General features: G+C 44.9%; 14 protein-coding genes and 4 tRNA genes. 11 read left to right on the plus strand and 7 right to left on the minus strand.

Going from position 1 to position 18268, the window contains the following annotated elements:
- Positions 1–31: 31 nt before the first annotated feature.
- The 4 genes from AAEY83_RS08380 to AAEY83_RS08395 form a co-directional block, all read right to left on the minus strand.
- Entirely contained in the window at positions 32–820 is a 789-nt protein-coding gene (locus AAEY83_RS08380) for an SDR family oxidoreductase (RefSeq protein ID WP_025644517.1), read from the minus strand.
- A 162-nt stretch (positions 821–982) separates the two neighbouring features.
- Positions 983–1435 carry a hypothetical protein gene (locus AAEY83_RS08385; RefSeq protein ID WP_227501943.1) on the minus strand — a complete coding sequence of 151 codons (453 nt, stop codon included), beginning with the start codon at positions 1433–1435 and terminating at the stop codon, positions 983–985.
- Positions 1436–1751: 316 nt separating this feature from the next.
- Positions 1752–4664: a DNA polymerase I gene (gene polA, locus AAEY83_RS08390; RefSeq protein ID WP_413771569.1), complete on the minus strand. Its 2913-nt coding sequence runs from the start codon at positions 4662–4664 to the stop codon at positions 1752–1754.
- Positions 4665–4983: 319 nt separating this feature from the next.
- Complete coding sequence (locus AAEY83_RS08395) at positions 4984–5397, minus strand: Ohr family peroxiredoxin (protein WP_025644523.1); 414 nt, start codon at positions 5395–5397, stop codon at positions 4984–4986.
- Between the two features lie 292 nt (positions 5398–5689).
- Between AAEY83_RS08395 and AAEY83_RS08400 the strand changes: the two genes are divergently transcribed.
- The 11 genes from AAEY83_RS08400 (at position 5690) to rimI (ending at position 15525) form a co-directional block, all read left to right on the plus strand.
- Positions 5690–6610, plus strand: coding sequence for a hypothetical protein (locus AAEY83_RS08400; protein ID WP_156923941.1), 921 nt, complete (start codon positions 5690–5692; stop codon positions 6608–6610).
- A 219-nt stretch (positions 6611–6829) separates the two neighbouring features.
- Positions 6830–8425, plus strand: a complete 1596-nt coding sequence (locus tag AAEY83_RS08405; protein ID WP_025644526.1) for a peptide chain release factor 3 — start codon at positions 6830–6832, stop codon at positions 8423–8425.
- A gap of 204 nt (positions 8426–8629) precedes the next feature.
- Entirely contained in the window at positions 8630–9475 is an 846-nt protein-coding gene (locus tag AAEY83_RS08410; RefSeq protein ID WP_025644527.1) for a DUF3298 and DUF4163 domain-containing protein, read from the plus strand.
- A 77-nt stretch (positions 9476–9552) separates the two neighbouring features.
- A complete protein-coding gene (locus AAEY83_RS08415; RefSeq protein ID WP_025644528.1) occupies positions 9553–10710 on the plus strand; it encodes an FHA domain-containing protein in 1158 nt (385 codons plus the stop codon).
- Between the two features lie 213 nt (positions 10711–10923).
- Entirely contained in the window at positions 10924–12420 is a 1497-nt protein-coding gene (locus AAEY83_RS08420; protein WP_025644529.1) for an anthranilate synthase component I family protein, read from the plus strand.
- 179 nt (positions 12421–12599) lie between these two features.
- A tRNA-Thr gene (locus tag AAEY83_RS08425) sits at positions 12600–12675 on the plus strand.
- Positions 12676–12754: 79 nt separating this feature from the next.
- Positions 12755–12838: transfer RNA gene (locus AAEY83_RS08430), tRNA-Tyr, on the plus strand.
- A 63-nt stretch (positions 12839–12901) separates the two neighbouring features.
- Positions 12902–12975 (plus strand) — tRNA-Gly (locus tag AAEY83_RS08435).
- Between the two features lie 135 nt (positions 12976–13110).
- Positions 13111–13185, plus strand: a tRNA-Thr gene (locus AAEY83_RS08440).
- A gap of 472 nt (positions 13186–13657) precedes the next feature.
- Positions 13658–14848, plus strand: a complete 1191-nt coding sequence (gene tuf, locus AAEY83_RS08445; RefSeq protein ID WP_351058876.1) for an elongation factor Tu — start codon at positions 13658–13660, stop codon at positions 14846–14848.
- Between the two features lie 182 nt (positions 14849–15030).
- On the plus strand, positions 15031–15525 hold the full coding sequence (gene rimI, locus AAEY83_RS08450) for a ribosomal protein S18-alanine N-acetyltransferase (protein ID WP_351058878.1): 495 nt from the start codon (positions 15031–15033) through the stop codon (positions 15523–15525).
- Positions 15526–15527: 2 nt separating this feature from the next.
- Here the strand turns inward: rimI and AAEY83_RS08455 are convergent, their stop codons facing one another.
- The 3 genes from AAEY83_RS08455 to trxB form a co-directional block, all read right to left on the minus strand.
- Entirely contained in the window at positions 15528–15971 is a 444-nt protein-coding gene (locus AAEY83_RS08455) for a MerR family transcriptional regulator (protein ID WP_025646663.1), read from the minus strand.
- A gap of 67 nt (positions 15972–16038) precedes the next feature.
- A complete protein-coding gene (aat, locus tag AAEY83_RS08460) occupies positions 16039–16845 on the minus strand; it encodes a leucyl/phenylalanyl-tRNA--protein transferase (RefSeq protein ID WP_025646664.1) in 807 nt (268 codons plus the stop codon).
- A gap of 41 nt (positions 16846–16886) precedes the next feature.
- Positions 16887–17900 carry a thioredoxin-disulfide reductase gene (trxB, locus tag AAEY83_RS08465; RefSeq protein ID WP_025646665.1) on the minus strand — a complete coding sequence of 338 codons (1014 nt, stop codon included), beginning with the start codon at positions 17898–17900 and terminating at the stop codon, positions 16887–16889.
- Between the last annotated feature and the right edge of the window lie 368 nt (positions 17901–18268).

Raw genomic sequence — 18268 nt, forward strand, 5'->3', positions numbered from 1 at the left:
TAACAGTAATGAACAGTGGCAATGCTAAAAACTACTTAGCGCCAATCTTTTTATTAATAAAGCGAATGACTGAGTCTGGCGTTACCTGCGAGGTGCTATGCAATATCTTGGCCGGTAAACCAATAGGATAGTGGGTTTTTGAGATCTTTCGATTCGCGCAGCCGCTGAGCTTACATAGTTTTTTGGCGACATCATCGACCGTCAGGTTGATACCTAAGCGATCAATACTGGTCACTTCGATGTCTTTGGTCATATCGGATTTGACCCAAAGTGGCATCACATCTATCACCTTGATGCCCATGTCTGCGTACTCGACATTGAGCGCTTCGGTCAGACCGCGTACAAAGAACTTACTGGCGGAGTAAGTGGCGACCTCAGACTGTCCGTAAATCGCAGAGGCAGAAGATAGGTTAATAATCTTACCATTGGTGCTATCAGTAAGATACGGCGCAGCTTTATGACAGCCGATCAACACACCTTTACAGTTGATATCGACTAGGGATAATTGCTTGTCCAAATCAGTCGTTGGCAACACACCGCTGACCAGCACCCCAGCGTTATTGATAAGCACATCGATACCGCCGAAGTTATTGACCATCTGCTCGATGGCGTTATCCCAAGAGTCGGTTTGAGTGACATCTAAATCGCCTGTAATCACGCGCTGGTTTTTATTGGCTTTTTTGAATGCCTTTTGCTTGATAGCGTGCGATAGCTCATGCGTATCGATATCGAAGAGTCCAACGCAGTGACCTTTGGCAGCCAAACGCTTAGCTGTCGCAAGACCAATACCGCGTGATGCGCCAGTGATGAGTACATTCATAACCTATCCTATTCTTAGAGTGACAGTAAAAGTGAGTGTGGGGAGTGCGTGTCTTAATAATAATAAAAGAGTCATAACTATCAATAAGCTAGCATACCTAAAGCCCACTATCGAATGCTAGAGGGTATCGGTAACTAAGGTCTCGATTGGCTTGATAGGGGCTTAATAAGTCACTTCCTTGAGCTCTAATCTGCGCTCCAGACGCTCTTCAAATCCTGCCACTTTAAACGACCACAAGTAACCAAGAGCCAGTAGATAAATAACCGCCTCAGATAACTCTTCCACCACTATACCTAAGCTATGGGAGAAGCCAATAGCGTTCTCGCCTATATACTGCAGTAATGCCAAAGCTGCGACGCTTAGATATAACCACAGCGGAGTAGTTTTTAATACCGCCCAGCAGTAACGCCAAGCGTAAACCAACAATCCTAGTGCTACTATATAAATGACTAGCAAGAGGCGATCCTCCCACCAGTCGTAGTTATGGCCTAACCAAAGCGCCTGCATATCGATAAACAAATCAGGAAGATGATTTAATTCGCGGCGAATAACAGTAAAAAACACTAAAACAGCGGCTATCCAAAAATAAACGCCTTGCTTAAGATGGCTTTGCATAGTGTGTTGTATGCAGCGCAGTAAACACAGCATCAGCAGGATAACACTAGCGATTTCTATGATACCGTTTTCAGTAAAAATGAGCGGCTCCTAAGCGATGATAAATAATAGTAGAAATGAAAAAAGCGAGCTCAAAAGCTCACTTTTTTAAGTATATTAACTCATATCAACCCAGTTAGATGGTTGGTATAACCAACGTAAAGCGTCATTATAATACGTGCTAATATGATATGCTATTGATAATTATGACTAATTCATCAATTATTTATATTAATATTTTTAATATTAACCTATATTAATATACCTAGTAATGATATCAATGCGCCTCATCCCAGTTCTCACCAACTCCGGTTTCAACCAACAACGGCACAGCAAAATCAACCTCCCAGCCCATACCTTTAGCTGTATCTTGCAGCACATCTTGCATCGCAACAGTAATCAGCTGCGCAATGTCATCAACCTTGTCGCTATCCACTTCGAACACCAGCTCATCATGGACTTGGAGTAACATTTTGGCTTGCTCTTTTGGCAGCACCTTATCGACCGCTATCATCGCAAGCTTAATCAAGTCAGCGGCTGAGCCTTGTAGCGGCGCGTTGATAGCCGCCCGTTCAGCGGCTTGTTTGACCATGCGGTTGCTGTTATTGATATCAGGGGTATAGAGCTTACGGCCAAGGATGGTCTCGATATAGCCGCGCTCATAGGCGCTTGCGCGCGTGTCTATCATGTATTGCTTGACGCTAGGATAGCGATCGAAGTACATATCGATATAATCTTGCGCCTCGCCTCGGCTCATCTGTAATTGCTTGGCTAGACCAAAAGCACTCATGCCGTATAGTAGGCCAAAGTTAATGGCCTTGGCATTACGGCGCTCTGTTGGCGTGACATCGTCAACCGCTTTGCCTAACACTTCAGCTGCGGTAGCAGTATGAATATCTAAGCCTTCATTAAAGGCGCGAGTTAAGTTGGCATCGCCTGAGAAATGCGCCATCAATCGCAGCTCAATTTGTGAGTAATCGGCTGCAAGGAGTACGCGGCCCTCTGGCGCGATAAAGGCTTGACGAATCAGACGTCCGGTTTTAGTACGGATCGGGATGTTTTGTAGATTAGGATCCGTTGAAGACAAGCGCCCGGTACTGGTCAAAGCTTGATGGTAGCTCGTATGCACGCGATCGGTGTCCTTATCTGCTACTGCATCAAGGGAGTCGGTATAGGTGTTTTTTAGTTTTGACAAGCCGCGGTACTCTAGAGTAATCTCCGCAAGCGGATGATCAATCTTGGATAGTATTGCTTCGCCAGTAGAGTACTGACCAGATTTGGTTTTTTTACCGCCTACCACGCCCAGCTTCTCAAATAGCACCTCGCCTAACTGCTTTGGTGAGCCTAGATTAAACTCCTCGCCAGCGATGTCATAGGCCTGCTTTTCTAGCGCAATAATTTCTTCGTCAAAACGCTTGGATAGCTCATTTAAGAACGAGCGTTTGATTAAGATACCGTTAGCTTCCATTTGACAAAGAATCTCAGCGGTTGGAATCTCAAGCTCATTAAGTAGGCGCAGGTTATTGTCGTCATCGGCAAGGGTTTTGCTGAATACCTCAAACAGCTGATAAGTAATGTCCGCATCTTCACAAGCATAGTCGCTTGCGATATCGATAGCCACTTGATCAAAGGTGACTTGCTTAGCGCCTTTACCGGCGATATCTTCATAGCTGATGGTTTGCGTCTGCAGATAATGCCGCGCTAGATCGTCCATACCGTGACGAGTAATCGCCGCATTGATTACGTAGCTGGCAAGCATAGTATCCATCGCCCAGTTGTTCTGCGCCTGCTTATCATCAGAGTGTATTGCGCCAATGAGGTCGATATCATAATGACTGAGAATATGGGTATCGTACTTTAAGTGCTGACCGATCTTACCGATTTTGGGGTTTTCTAATATTGGCTTAAGACGCGCTAGTACGGTATCGCGATCGAGCTGCTTAGCGGTTAGCTCATCACCCTCTAAGCGATGTGTCAGCGGGACGTAATAAGCTTCATGGGCTTGCACAGCAAAGGATAGACCGACAATCTCCGCCTCGCGCCAGTAGATACTAGTCGTTTCAGTATCAAGGACGAAATGCGGCGCTGCCTCTAGCTGCGCAACTAAGCTGTCAAAGGCGGGCATGTCGAGGATAGTATGCCAAGCCTTGTCATGGCTTTTGCTATCTTTGATGTTCCCAAGGGCAGTCGATTGTAATGATTTAGCCACTTGCGCTTGCGATTCGCTATTGGCCTGCGTCTCGGCAACGCTTTGCGCGCCTTGCCCATTAGCATTGGCCGGATGATTGGGGTGGTCTAAGGATGCCAGCTCATTTTTAAATTCAAGCTCAGTGTACAGATCGCGTAGCTCATCGATATGGGCACAAGGATCAGTGTTGATTTTTAGATCATTCCAGTCATGACCGATATCTAAGTCGGTGATGATAGTGGCAAGCTGTGCGTTCAACGGAATCTCATCGGCGTGCTCGATTAAGCCTTTAGCACCGCGACCTTTAATAAAGCCAATGTGCTTAAGCATATTATCGATATCGCCGTATTCAACGAGCAAATCCTTAGCGGTTTTTTTACCGATACCAGGCACGCCTTTGATACCATCAGAGGTATCACCCATCAGTGTTAAATAATCAATCATCTGGCGAGGCTTGATACCGAGCTTATCGATGACCCCTTGGGTGTCAGTAATCTTGCCCGTGAAGCTGTCTTCTAATATCACCGCATCATTGACCAGCTGCATCATGTCTTTATCCCCAGTGGAGATGACCACATGATGACCTTGTGCGACAGCGCGATAGGCCATCGTTCCGATAATATCATCGGCTTCTGCGCCTTCAATACGCAGCAAAGGAATACCTAATGCGGTGACCAAACGATGGATATAAGGGATTTGTTCCACCAGCTCAGCATCGATTGGCGGACGTCCGGCTTTGTATTCTTCTGACATTTTATGGCGAAAAGTAGGCGATTTAGTATCAAAACACACCGCCATATGAGTCGGGTGATAGCGGCGCATCAGCTTGAGCAGCGCGTTCAACGTGCCGCGTATGGCGTTAGTGGTTAACCCTTGGGTGTTTTGCATGGTTTTGGGCAGCGCATGATAAGTGCGAAACAGATAATATGAGCCGTCAACCAAGATAAAAGGCGGCTGATCTTTATTGACCTGACTGGTGTCCATAGTGGCCACGTTTGGCATAGTGTCAAAGTTAGGCAAGGTGTTCGGGTCGATAGGCGAATGGGAGTTGTGATCGTTGTCTTTGGTATGAGCAGTCATAAGAGGTCACTTATTAGCAGGTAGCAAAATTTAGCAGGTATTAAAATATAGTATGACCATATTATAACGATAAAATGAGCGCGTGCCGAATGGTGTAAAAGTTATCAGGTCTATACCTAAAAACCTAAAAAAAGAACGCTATGAGCACGATAAATGCTGATAACGTTCTGTGCTTCTATGCTCTGACATGCTCTGACTTTTATACTCTAAGATATGTCATAACATAAAGTAGCGGCTTGCTTTATTTGACTTCAGAAGTTACTTCCATCTCGATATTGCCTTTAGTCGCTTTTGAATAAGGGCAGACCTCATTGGCTTTTTCTACGAGTTTTTGAAACTCATCGCTTGAGATATCCGTACTATCGGCAATAACGTGAATTTTTACTGCTAGTTTATAGTCATGGTTATCGCCTTGCTTAAGATCGACAGTGGTCTCAGTGGTAGAGCCAAAGCTGGCTTTTTCCATCTTTTTGACCACGCCTAAGGCGCTATCAAAGCAAGCCGCATAACCCATTGCTAATAATTGCTCAGGGTTATTGCCTTCCATGTTACCGCCTGGAGGCGCCATATTGATTTTTAGATCGCTGTCATTGAGTGACGCATTACCAGTGCGGCCACCAGTGACTGTGGCTTTGGTTGAGTATAGAGTTTTCATACTTTGTCCTTTTTAAGTTTTTATTAATGGCTTTTTTAAGGCTACTAGTATGAGTAACCTGTATTACCTGTTTAGCACTTATTGAGCATAGCAAGGTTTGCACAAAAGGTTATATAAAGGTCGTAAAGCTATACTGTGAATTTGTAAGCACAACTGCACAATGAACAGGAGACATACAAGCGGCATCTATGAATAGTCATAACAGTACTGTAAAATTCCAAAAAAGAATAAACGATGTCAGCGCTATAAATCAGCCCGATATAAGACTATTTTGACAACAGGATATTTTGCTATGAAAAAAATAATGATTCCTACGAGCATGATGCTTGTGGCCGCAGTTATCAGCGGCTGCGGCGATGATGACGATTCGATTTATGGTTCAGGGAACAGCAACGAGCTGACAGTGACTCAGTTTGATAAAAGTATCGATCGGCAAACGGGTAGAGAGGCGATTGCTCGTATTGAGACTGAATATAGCGATGGTGAGCGCGATATCGATGTCACTAACATCGTAGGCAACTTTAATAGCCAAAATATCGATGACTTGGATAACTCGATAGTATTAGCAGATGACTTCGAGGGAAGCTTAGAAGATCGTTATATCGAGGTGAATGGTCGAACAGTAAAACGTCCTATATATGAAAAAAACAATAATAATAAATTTGATTATCAGACGGTTTATAGAACGCTGAATCTAGCAGGGGTAAATGTCTTTGGTTATCGAGCAGGGAACGGCGCTAATGCCGCTCGGGGTATCTTTACAGCCTTAAATACTTATCCTAGTGTTGGCAGTAATGCGCCTAGCACGCTTAGTTTCCCGAACGGCTCGGTTTGCTATATTCCAGTGACCACTAGTGATCGCTCATTTTTTGTTTTTAATAATAAAGACAAGACCAATTATTCAGATCTTGATGACTGGATAGACGCGGCAGAAGATCGCTTCAACGACAATAGGAACTTTAGAACCTCTGAGCGCTCTATTGGTGCAAATAATGATAACCCAGCAGCGCAAGTGACCTTTTTTGCGACCAATAATGATCCTGAGTACCTATTTAACGGCGTCAATTATGATAACGACATTTATGAAACTGACTTTGTCGATAAAAACGCTATACGCCCGAATGAGGACAGCGTTCGCGGTGTCGTAGACTGCACGGTAGTCAATGAAGTCGCCGCTGATTTTATTGAAGATAGTATTCGTCGCTACTATTGATAGTGATAGCCATCGCAATTAGCCGATAATAATTAGCCTATAGGGCTGAGTGAAGATACTGGTTTTCAAATTTGACACGCTTTAGCAATCGTCTAAGGCGTGTTTTTTTTGCGCAAGTTGGGCACCTTAAGACGAAATCGGCTACAATACGCGCACTATTTTATTTTTAGAATACATTTTAAAGCAATATTCTAAATCAACATTATCGAAGTCAAAATTATGAGCGTAGATCCAAAAGTTTTAAACAAAGAAGTCGCCAAACGTCGTACCTTCGCTATCATCTCGCATCCTGATGCCGGTAAGACCACCATGACCGAAAAGCTACTCTTATGGGGTCAAGCGATTCAGGTGGCAGGCGAGGTCAAAGGCCGCAAGACTGATCGCCATGCCACCTCTGACTGGATGAGCATGGAGCAAGAGCGCGGTATCTCTATCACTACCTCCGTCATGCAGTTTCCTTATAAGGAGCACATGGTCAATCTGCTTGATACTCCAGGTCACGCTGACTTTAGTGAGGATACTTACCGTACTCTGACTGCTGTCGATAGTGCGCTAATGATGGTCGATGGCGCTAAAGGTGTGGAAGAGCGAACCATCAAGCTGATGGAAGTCTGCCGCATGCGTGACACGCCGATTATCTCTTTTGTCAATAAGCTTGATAGACAGATTCGTGAGCCGCTTGATTTGCTCAGCGAGATTGAATCTGTACTAAAAATCAAATGTATTCCGCTGACTTGGCCCATCGGTATGGGGCAGGATTTCGTGGGCGTCTATCATCTGACTGAAGACAAAACCTATCTTTATGAAAAAGGTCATGGCGGCGAGATCACAGTGTCCGAGACCCGCGAAGGTTATGATTATCCAGATATTCGCGAGCGTTTAGGCAAGTTGATGTTTGACGCTTTTGAGGAGTCGCTTGAGCTAGTACAGATGGCGCTTGAGGACTTCAATACTGAGGAGTTCTTAAAAGGGGAGATGACGCCGGTATTGTTCGGTACCGCGTTAGGTAACTTTGGTGTCAATATGGTGCTAGATACGTTAGTTAAATACTCGCCGCCGCCCAAGGCGCATCCGACAGAGCAGCGTATTGTCTCGGCAACAGAGCCTAAGTTTTCTGGCTTTGTGTTTAAGATTCAAGCCAATATGGATCCGCGTCACCGTGACCGTATTGCGTTTTTGCGGGTGTGCTCTGGTAAGTACGAAAAAGGTATGAAGATGCGGCAAGTGCGTCTAGGTAAAGACGTGCGGATTGCTGATGCTTTGACCTTTTTGGCAGGTGACCGCGAGGCACTAGAGGAAGCTTATCCCGGCGATATCATTGGCCTACATAATCACGGCACTATCTCGATTGGCGATAGTTTCACTGAAGGCGAAGCGCTGAATTTCACTGGTATTCCGCACTTTGCGCCTGAGCTGTTTCGCCGAGTGGTGCTCAAGGATCCACTGAAGTCCAAAGCGCTACAAAAGGGCTTACAGCAGCTCTCCGAGGAAGGTGCCACGCAGGTGTTTATGCCGCAGATTAATAACGACTTAATCTTAGGCGCGGTCGGGGTGCTGCAGTTCGAAGTTGTCGCTCATCGTCTCAAAGAAGAGTACAAAGTACAGTGCAGCTTTGAGCCGGTCTCTATCGCTACCGTACGCTGGATTCACTGTGATGATGAGGCAGCATTGGCGAAGTTTAAGAAAAAAGCACATGACCAGTTATCGATTGATGGTGGCGGTTATTTGACTTATCTAGCACCGTCACGGGTGAATCTACAGCTGATGCAAGAGCGCTATCCGGAAGTGACGTTTAGTAATACCCGTGAGCATTGATTTTTAGTTTTTATTTTTAAAGAGGCACGCTTAGCGTGTCTTTTTTTATGCCACTTTAGATAACATCTGAGAGAAGTAGCGGGTCATTCAATCTAGAGTAGCGCATAACCTTCAACACATTTTAAACAATGATTATCAGCAGATACGCTATGATTATAAAAATTAAGCATAATAATTTTTATTCATAACAGACTGAGGTCTACTATGGTATCTGCCTTCTTAAACACTGCCAATAAAGCGAAAAGAGACGTTGTTCGGCTTTTTTCACTCACATTTGTCACCGGTGGCTTATTCTTCGCTAGCCTAGCAGCAAACGCCAGTACTTTAATCAGTAGTACTGAATACATAGACTACGAGTTTCCAGACAGCGTACAAGAGCAATGTTATGAGAAAAACAACTGCCCAGAGATTAAGGTTAAATATCTAAAAACCAACCAAGACTGGCTGAATGATATCCTCAATAAACGCGTGAATAATATTGTTATTAATAGCAAGATGAGTGAGTCGCCAGTGAGTAACGCTACTGATGATAAGGCGGTCAAGCTCGCTATCGACGACTTTGCTCAGTCGCAAATGATTGACCTACCAGATGAGGTGCAATGGTCCTATAGTCTAATCGTCACCCCTGAATATTTGGGCCACGTTAAGCTTGGACAAGGAGAGGATTTAGAGCTATTTGAAATCAGCTCCTACGTCTTTACAGGCGGCGCTCATGGTATGCCTTCTAGGGAGTATCTGGTATTTGATCCGGCAAGCAAACAGCAAATCACTCTCGAGGATATGCTAAAGCCGAATCAGCAGGCGCGTTTTAACGCTTTGGCCTATGACGCGTATCAATCTTGGGTTCAGTCAATGGATGAGGATGTCAAAAGTTATGAGCAGAGCTGGCCTTTTACTTTGAGTCACAACATAACTCTGACTGATAAAGGCGTTGATATTCGTTATCAGCCTTATGCTATTGGCCCTTACGCTTATGGTATGCCAGTACTAACGATTGCGTATGATAACCTTACTGGTATTCTTAAACCGCGTTTTTTGCCTAGCATCTAAACATCGCTTATAAGCGTTCATTGTTTTAAATTTTATTTTATCAATAATAACACTTACCAATAATAAGGAAGAACCACATGACAGACAATACCAACCAATCGAACCCAGTAACCCCAGATGCTACATCTGAGTTATCTAGCTCTACTACGACTTGGCAGCTGACCGCATTGACTGCTGCACTTGGTGACTTGCAGCTGAGCGTTAGTGACAGCCTATCAGTAGGCCGTGGCAGCGATAATGATGTGGTGCTAGGCAGTAAAGCGGTGTCGCGCAACCACGCAGTACTAAGCGTGTTAAATGCTGAGCTTTATGTCAAAGACTTAGACTCTTCTAACGGGACCTTTGTTAATAATAAGCGTATTGAGGCGAATAAAACGGTTCAGCTGAACGCCGACGATAAGCTTGGCTTTGCTAGCTTTGAGTTTCAAGTCATGGCTTTAGCTACCGAGGATATAGAGTCAAGCGCCATTGATCCAGCCATCAAAGAGCCGAAAGAAAAAGAGCCAGAAGAGATAGTAGGCTCAGTGCAAGAAGATCTAGAGAGCACTAGCACGCCATCGAAGCAGTCGGCAACAGAGTCATCACTACCACCTGCCGCTGTTGAAGAAACGATCGCAGCAAGACCTGCATCACCTAGTGAGACAGTTTCAGTAGAAGCGACGCCAGAGCCAGTGGTAAAAGAAACGATCGTCGAGGAGGTGCTCGCGGCTAGTGCAGGCGAGGCCGCTATGTCCGCCGCCCCTGTAGAAGAAGATATTATCGCCTCTACGCCAGCTCAAAATGAACCTCAAGAAACTGTTGCGGCAGAGCCAGTAGCCAAAGAACAAGTGGCTGCAACGCCAGTAGTCGAAGATCCAGTCGTTAAAGAGCCGGCTACTAAAGATCCAGTCGTTGAAGAACCAATAGCAAAAGAGCCAAAAGCCGAAGCACCCGTAGCCGAACGTCAAAGTCCTGAGCATGACAAAACCACGACCACGTCTCTACAAGAAGAAGCCGATCCAGAGGTCTTACGCGCTAAGCAAGCGGCTACAGCGCAGTTCTCAGGAACGGCAAATCTAGGTCAGTCCCGCGACCTAGGAACGACGGGTAATAATGCTATGGATCAAGCGGTAAACAACCCAGCCAATACTGCCGCTAGTGAGAAAAAGCCGAGCGGCGGTTGGTTTATCTGGGTATTTATCGCTCTTATTATTATCGGTATCGCGCTGTGGTTATTTAACATGGGCGGCGCGTAATTCGATTCGCTGACGGGCTGGTATTCGAAGTCCTATGATATGAGCAACTTTACTATCCTATTTTGTTATAATAGCGAGCCTAATGTTGGCTCGCTTTTGTTTAGCCCTCGTTTTAACCCTTTACTTAACTATCACTGAAACTTACGAGTTTTCTCGATTATCACTGTGGTTTACTTTATCCTTGTTAATTAATACCGTGCTCAGAGACGTCTTATGATGACCTTCGAAGAATACAATACCCTAAAAACCAAAGGCTTTAGCCATGCTCCTCTTGTCAAAAAGCGTTTGATGGACGCGCAGACACCCGTATCTGTGTTTTCAAAAGTGCGTGACTTGAGTGGTTCTGCTTATTTGTTTGAGTCAGTAGTCGGCGGCGAGCGTTGGGCACGGTTTTCGATGATTGGCCTCGGCAGCGATCTGATACTGCAGTATGCTGATGGCAATATGACTATCAAGCAAGACGATCAGATAAATGTCGATGCCGTCGATGATCCATTTGCTTATATACGTAAGCTTATGGCCGATTATAACATGCCAACAGTGGACGATATTCCCTCGTTGCCAAGTTTTAGCGGCGGTTTAGTCGGCTATTTTGGTTATGACATGGTACGAGTCATCGAGCCTAGTGTGGGCTTGTCAGACGCACCTAATCCGATGACTTTGCCTGATATGTGGCTGATGCTATCGATGAGCGTCATTGTCTTTGATAATCTAGAAAACACCTTATCTATCATTGTTTACGCTGATTGTAGTGATGAGGATGGCTATGGCGCAGCGATTCGCGAGCTTGAAAGAATAGAGGACAAGCTTGCCGAGATGCCAGATTTGAGTGCGCCTATTATGCCAACGCCGAAGTTCGTCTCGCAAACCGGGCAAGATAAATACTGCTCAGACGTCAATAAAATAAAGGACTATATCTTTGCAGGCGATGTCATGCAAGTCGTCCCAGCACAGCGCTTAACCGCTGACTATAGTGGCGATTCGCTGGCTGTATACCGGGCATTAAGATTCCTTAATCCATCGCCTTATTTATTCTTAGTACACGGATATACGTTGGACGATCACAAGCGCTTTGACATCATTGGCGCCTCCCCTGAGATTCTATCGCGCATTGAAGATGGTAAAGTCACGGTGCGCCCTTTAGCGGGTACTCGCAAACGTGGTCAGGATGAGAGCGAGGACTTGGCATTAGAGCAAGAGCTACTCTCAGATACCAAAGAGATCGCTGAGCACTTGATGCTGATAGACTTGGGCCGTAATGACATCGGCCGCGTCTGCGAGTATGGCAGTGTTAAAGTCACCGACAAGATGTTCATTGAGCGCTACTCACAAGTCATGCATATCGCCTCTAACGTTGAGGGCACTGTCTTACCTAATAAAGATGCTTTAGATGTGTTTTGTGCCACTTTTCCTGCAGGGACGCTGTCTGGCGCCCCCAAAATACGAGCGATGCAGATCATTGATGAAGTAGAGCCGGTGCGCCGCACAGTATTTGGCGGTTCAGTCGGTTATCTAGGCTGGCATGGCAACATGGATACCGCGATTGCAATTCGCACTGCAGTTATGCGCCGCGGTAAGATCCATATTCAAGCTGGGGCAGGGGTCGTCGCCGACTCAGTGGCTGAGGCGGAGTGGGAGGAAACCAACAAAAAAGCCTTAGCACTGGTTAAAGCGGTAAAAATGGCTTGTGATGGTCTTAGAATTCGTTAAGATTGCACGACGGCTCTGGCGATAAGAAACCGAGACTCACAGCGGCTATTTATAGCGCATAAAAAATATCAATATAATCAAAGCATTAAAATTTAATTTTAAAAAGTTAGGAAAAAATAAAAAAAGGACTTGCGTTCCAGCAAATATTTGATAGAATAGCCACCACTTTGAGAGAACAAGCCGACTTAGCTCAGTTGGTAGAGCAACTGACTTGTAATCAGTAGGTCGCCAGTTCGATCCCGGCAGTCGGCACCATCTCTTTCAAAGTCGCTTTTTTTAGAATTGCTTTATATTATTTTTACAGTAATAATAGCGTTTATTAAAAGCAAACTAAGGTGGGATTGGGGAGCGGTCAAACCCAACAGACTGTAAATCTGTCGCGAAAGCTTCGAAGGTTCGAATCCTTCTCCCACCACCATATTTTTTACAGCACCAAAAGCACTCTAATACCAATTATATTTTGGTTATAAATAGAGCTATTGCGGGTGTGGTATAATGGTAACACCTTAGCCTTCCAAGCTAATGACGCGGGTTCGATTCCCGCCACCCGCTCCATATACGCGGCATCCATTGATCAAGCATTCATAGCAATGCAAATAGCCAGTACCCATACATCACGACAGTCATTTATTATAGCTGTTTCGTGATATTTTTTTATATAACCGATAGGTTTTTGGTTATTTAAGATAGGCTCATATAGCTCAGCGGTAGAGCACTCCCTTGGTAAGGGAGAGGTCTCGAGTTCAATTCTCGATATGAGCTCCATTTATTATTCTATTTGCTAATGCTGCTTGTTAATTGTTAGTATATAAAAAGCCAGATGGTATAAAAAATACTATCGAGATATTCAATAGCATTATAAGAGTTATGCGAATATTAAAAAATATAAAGCCTACTCAGTAAAATGATGATTTTAGGGTGACACTGAGGTGTTGCCTTTTAGTGCTGTCAGTAGCTCGATATTGCTAATGTGATACTGTTATAAAGTAGCTAAAATTAAGCATTATAGTTTATAATTACTGATATATGGTTACTGGTCTATGATTACCAATAGTCCGTAGAATGTAGCTTCTATAATTATTGATAATAATGCAGTGTTAATAGCATAGCGTCAACGGTTTGATGGTCGTGTCAGCAGAATGAATAGGCATCTTGAACCGTCAAATATCTATTTACCGATCTTATTTGTTTATCATTTTCTAAGCATAAAGATTCACCAATAAAAAAGGATACACTCATGGCAAAGGCCAAGTTTGAACGCAACAAGCCCCACGTCAACGTCGGCACCATCGGACACGTTGACCACGGTAAAACCACACTAACTGCCGCTATCGCAACCGTAGCAGCAAAAACCTCAGGCGGCGAAGCCAAAGACTACGCGTCAATTGACTCAGCCCCAGAAGAAAAAGCACGTGGCATCACCATCAACACCTCACACGTAGAATATGACACCGAAACTCGTCACTACGCCCACGTTGATTGCCCAGGCCACGCCGATTATGTCAAAAACATGATCACCGGTGCCGCTCAAATGGACGGCGCAATCCTAGTCGTATCAGCAACTGACGGCCCAATGCCACAAACTCGTGAGCACATCTTGCTATCACGTCAGGTAGGCGTACCATACATCATCGTCTTCATGAACAAATGTGACCTAGTAGACGACGAAGAATTGCTAGAGCTTGTAGAAATGGAAGTTCGTGAACTTCTTAACGACTACGACTTCCCAGGCGACGACACCCCAATCATGAAAGGCTCAGCCACCCAAGCCCTAAAAGGCGACGACGGCAAATACGGCGAACCAGCTGTCGTAGAACTACTAAACACCCTAGACAGCTACATCCCAGAGCCTGAGCGTGACATCGACAAAGCATTCCTAATGCCAATCGAAGACGTCTTCTCAATCTCAGGTCGTGGTACCGTAGTAACTGGCCGTGTTGAATCTGGTATCGTAAAAGTTGGCGACGAAATCGAAATCGTCGGTATCCGTGACACCCAAAAAACCACCTGTACTGGTGTTGAGATGTTCCGTAAGCTACTAGACGAAGGCCGTGCTGGTGAGAACTGTGGTGTACTACTCCGTGGTACCAAGCGTGAAGACGTACAACGTGGCCAAGTACTAGCTAAGCCAGGTTCAATCACCCCGCACACCAACTTCGATGCTGAAGTATACGTACTATCAAAAGAAGAAGGTGGTCGTCACACGCCATTCCTAAACGGCTATCGTCCACAGTTCTACTTCCGTACTACTGACGTAACTGGCGCAATCCAATTACAAGACGGTACTGAAATGGTTATGCCTGGTGACAACGTTGAGATGAGCGTTGAGCTTATCCACCCAATCGCTATGGACAAAGGCCTACGTTTCGCTATCCGTGAAGGTGGCCGTACTGTAGGTGCTGGTGTGGTTGCAAGCGTAAGCAACTAATAGCCAATGCTTTAGTAATCAGTTTTAAGATTACTAAAACATGAAAGCCGCTCTCTTTGTTGAGGGTGGCTTTTTTTGTGGGTGGCTATATTTTTTATAGGTAGTAACAAGAGTTAAGATAGTCTTTACACGGCTATACTAATAGTTGTATTTATTAATAATGATTAAAGGTAGGAGAGGGAGTGGTGCTAACCATAGAGTTACTCAATAAACACTTATTTAAAGCCCAAAGCATTATCCAAGCTGTTGCCGATATCGAAGCTCTTATACAACCGCAAGATGCTTGGAGTTATCAGACTCTAGTAGACTTACTTGAGCAAGATAGCATTGATTTATTAGTCGTTTATCAAAGCGATGCAGTCGTTGGCTACTGTCTTTATCGAATGATGTTCGAGCAGGCAGAAATCTTGCGTATAGGCACGCACCCTAATTATCAGCGCCAAGGTATCGCTTCAAAACTATTCGCTAGGTTAAATCAGCAGCTACAAGCGTTAACTGTTGAGAGTTTATTATTAGAAGTGCGGGCAGATAATTTGCCAGCGATAGCTCTGTATGAGCAGCAAGGCTTTGAGACGATCCATCAGCGCAAAGGCTATTATAAAACGGCACACAAGCCTGCTGTCGATGCGTTGATTATGCAGCTTAATTATAAAAACAAAGCAGATAGGAGTGGATAAGGTTATCGATGATAAGGCAGCTTAGAGCTGTTATTCTTGCAGTCCTCTATAGAAGGTACATAATTCTCATCTTCTTGCATACGCGTCAGCAGAGTAATACGCTGAGTTAGCATCTCCACCATCAGGTTGATATTGGCTTGTTGTTTTTTGACTTGTTCTAGTTTTTGCTGAGTGACTAGCAGTTGCTCATCAAGGTTTAGATTACCATCGTAATAGTCATCCAAGCTATTTTTTATCTCCGTTAGGGTAAAGCCGATAGCCTGCGCGCTTTTGATCAGCTCAATACGTTCAATACATTCAGGATGAAACTCAGTATAAAGCCGCGAACCTGCTTGCCGCTTACGAGACCTCAGCAGACCTAGCTCGTCATAATGACGCACGGTATCTTTGGTGGTATTGGCTCTTTTGGCCAAAGCTCCTATGAGTAAAAACGCAGTATCTGGCATCGCAGTCTCTTTGTGTTTGTCAATCTTATCGATTAAATGTCGTCCATTTTGAGCTATTAGTAGCAGTTTAGAGTGGCCAAAATTTTGAATACCCATTAGAGCTATCAAGCTGAGCCACAGGCATTGGCTGATGGGGTTGAATGGGCCAGCTAATAGCGCCTTTGTGTAATAAACGCTCCAGCTGCGCTAAAAACTGATGGCGGCCAAGAGTAGTCGCGCCTAAGCTTAGTAGATGGTCATTAGTCAGCTGACAATCGACTAACGCTACGCCGCTATCAATGCAGAGCTGCATCAAACCCCAAAACGCTAATTTTGAGGCGTTAGAGGCGCGATGAAACATCGACTCACCAAAGTAGATGTGGCCAATCTTTAGTCCATAGAGCCCGCCTATCAGCTGTCCATTCTCATCCCACACCTCGACGCTATGAGCGAAACCATAGCGATGGAGCTCGGTATAAGCCTCGATCATCTCCTGATGAATCCAAGTGTGCTCACCCTCAGGCAGTCCATTACTACGTGGCAAACTACAAGCATGGATGACTTCATCGAACGCTTGATTGACCGTCAACTGCCAACGCGAGCGCCGAGCTTGCTTACGTAGCGATTTGCTGGGCTGATAGTCGCTTGGCACAATGACACAGCGCGGCTCCGGGCACCACCAAGCAATAGGCTCATCTTCATTAAACCAAGGAAAGAGCCCTTGCGCATACGCCGATATCAGCGTCTCAGGCGCCAGATCACCGCCTAGCGCTACTACGCCATAGCCATCAGGATCGACCGCGTTGGGATTGGGAAAGTCATAACGCCCAAGACTTTTAATGGTTTTATAAAAAGTCTCAGGCGTCATGTTGTGTATATTAAGCTTATTGAGCATATAGGTTATTATTTCACTCAGTCTTTTGGCGATTGCTTTGTCTAATCTATCGTCAAAGTCGAGGCGTAAGTGTGATCAGCAGCAACTGTTTCACCCATAGCGTCCAGATATTTCTCAGCATCGAGAGCAGCCATACAGCCAGTTCCTGCTGAGGTAATGGCTTGACGATAAACATGATCAGCAACGTCGCCTGCGGCATATACGCCTTCAATACTAGTTTGGGTAGCGTTACCATTGATACCGCTATTGACGATAATATAACCATCATTCATCTCAAGCTGGCCTTTGAACATGTCAGTGTTGGGCTTATGACCAATAGCGATGAATATACCATGGATATCTAGCTGTTTGGTTGTGCCATCTTCGGTGGATTCGATAACGACGCCATTGACGCCCATATCATCACCAACGACTTCGCGAACGGTATGATTCCACTCGATTTTGACATTGCCATTTTTGGCTTTTTCAAACAGCTTGTCTTGCAAGATCTTCTCAGAGCGTAGGCTATCGCGGCGATGCACTAAAGTCACTTCTGAGGCAATATTGGATAGATATAGCGCTTCTTCAACCGCCGTATTACCACCGCCAATGACCGCGACTTTTTGATCTTTATAAAAGAAACCATCACAAGTGGCACAAGCAGATACGCCCAAGCCTTTGAACTTCTCTTCTGACTCTAAGCCGAGATACTGCGCTGAGGCACCAGTTGAGATAATGAGCGCATCGCAAGTGTAGCTGCCATTATTACCAATCAAAGTAAAAGGGCGCTCCGTTAGTTGTACTTCATTAATATGATCATAGACCAGCTCGGTACCGAAACGTTCGGCATGCGCTTTCATGCGATCCATCAGCGCCGGACCTGTTAAATCGTGAGCATCACCTGGCCAGTTGTCGACTTCAGTGGTGGTCGTCAGCTGTCCACCGACTTCGAGACCGGTAATCATGACCGGCTTGAGGTTAGCACGCGCAGCATAGACAGCAGCGGCATAACCTGCGGGGCCTGAGCCTAAGATAATGAGTTTTTCGTGACGCGGCGCTGTAGTGTCAGTTGCCATAACATATTCCTTACTAATGGTTTAATGATCTAGTTATAGATATAAAGCGTTATAAGTTATTAAAATGAAAAATAAAAAATTGCGACTAAAGTAGTTTGTTAAAGTGCGATGTGATAATAACATAAGGGCAGCGGGCAAAAAGTGCAAGTTTGCTAAAACAAACATCGCTATGATTAGAACTAAACGACACCTCAAAATTAAAGCCCGCTTTCTTAATACACAGTCACCACTTTGGCTAGGTATTTGTTATCATAAGCAGTGATAGCAAAAGCAGTAAAAGCCGCAGTAAAAGCTATAGAAACAGCGACTTGTAAATATAAAGTCATATGGATTGAGCTTTACTGACAGTGAGCTGGAAAGTTAAAAAT

Origin of the sequence: Psychrobacter sp. TB20-MNA-CIBAN-0197, assembly GCF_040309765.1 — a bacterium.
GTDB classification, from domain to species: Bacteria; Pseudomonadota; Gammaproteobacteria; order Pseudomonadales; family Moraxellaceae; genus Psychrobacter; species Psychrobacter submarinus.

What these genes read in the sequence shown, in the direction of transcription:
- AAEY83_RS08380 (WP_025644517.1), bottom strand. Translation starts at nt 820, where the DNA reads ATGAATGTACTCATCACTGGCGCATCACGCGGTATTGGTCTTGCGACA.
- AAEY83_RS08385 (WP_227501943.1), bottom strand. Translation starts at nt 1,435, where the DNA reads ATGCAAAGCCATCTTAAGCAAGGCGTTTATTTTTGGATAGCCGCTGTT.
- polA (WP_413771569.1), bottom strand. Translation starts at nt 4,664, where the DNA reads ATGCCAAACGTGGCCACTATGGACACCAGTCAGGTCAATAAAGATCAG.
- AAEY83_RS08395 (WP_025644523.1), bottom strand. Translation starts at nt 5,397, where the DNA reads ATGAAAACTCTATACTCAACCAAAGCCACAGTCACTGGTGGCCGCACT.
- AAEY83_RS08400 (WP_156923941.1), top strand. Translation starts at nt 5,690, where the DNA reads ATGAAAAAAATAATGATTCCTACGAGCATGATGCTTGTGGCCGCAGTT.
- AAEY83_RS08405 (WP_025644526.1), top strand. Translation starts at nt 6,830, where the DNA reads ATGAGCGTAGATCCAAAAGTTTTAAACAAAGAAGTCGCCAAACGTCGT.
- AAEY83_RS08410 (WP_025644527.1), top strand. Translation starts at nt 8,630, where the DNA reads ATGGTATCTGCCTTCTTAAACACTGCCAATAAAGCGAAAAGAGACGTT.
- AAEY83_RS08415 (WP_025644528.1), top strand. Translation starts at nt 9,553, where the DNA reads ATGACAGACAATACCAACCAATCGAACCCAGTAACCCCAGATGCTACA.
- AAEY83_RS08420 (WP_025644529.1), top strand. Translation starts at nt 10,924, where the DNA reads ATGATGACCTTCGAAGAATACAATACCCTAAAAACCAAAGGCTTTAGC.
- tuf (WP_351058876.1), top strand. Translation starts at nt 13,658, where the DNA reads ATGGCAAAGGCCAAGTTTGAACGCAACAAGCCCCACGTCAACGTCGGC.
- AAEY83_RS08455 (WP_025646663.1), bottom strand. Translation starts at nt 15,971, where the DNA reads ATGCCAGATACTGCGTTTTTACTCATAGGAGCTTTGGCCAAAAGAGCC.
- aat (WP_025646664.1), bottom strand. Translation starts at nt 16,845, where the DNA reads ATGCTCAATAAGCTTAATATACACAACATGACGCCTGAGACTTTTTAT.
- trxB (WP_025646665.1), bottom strand. Translation starts at nt 17,900, where the DNA reads ATGGCAACTGACACTACAGCGCCGCGTCACGAAAAACTCATTATCTTA.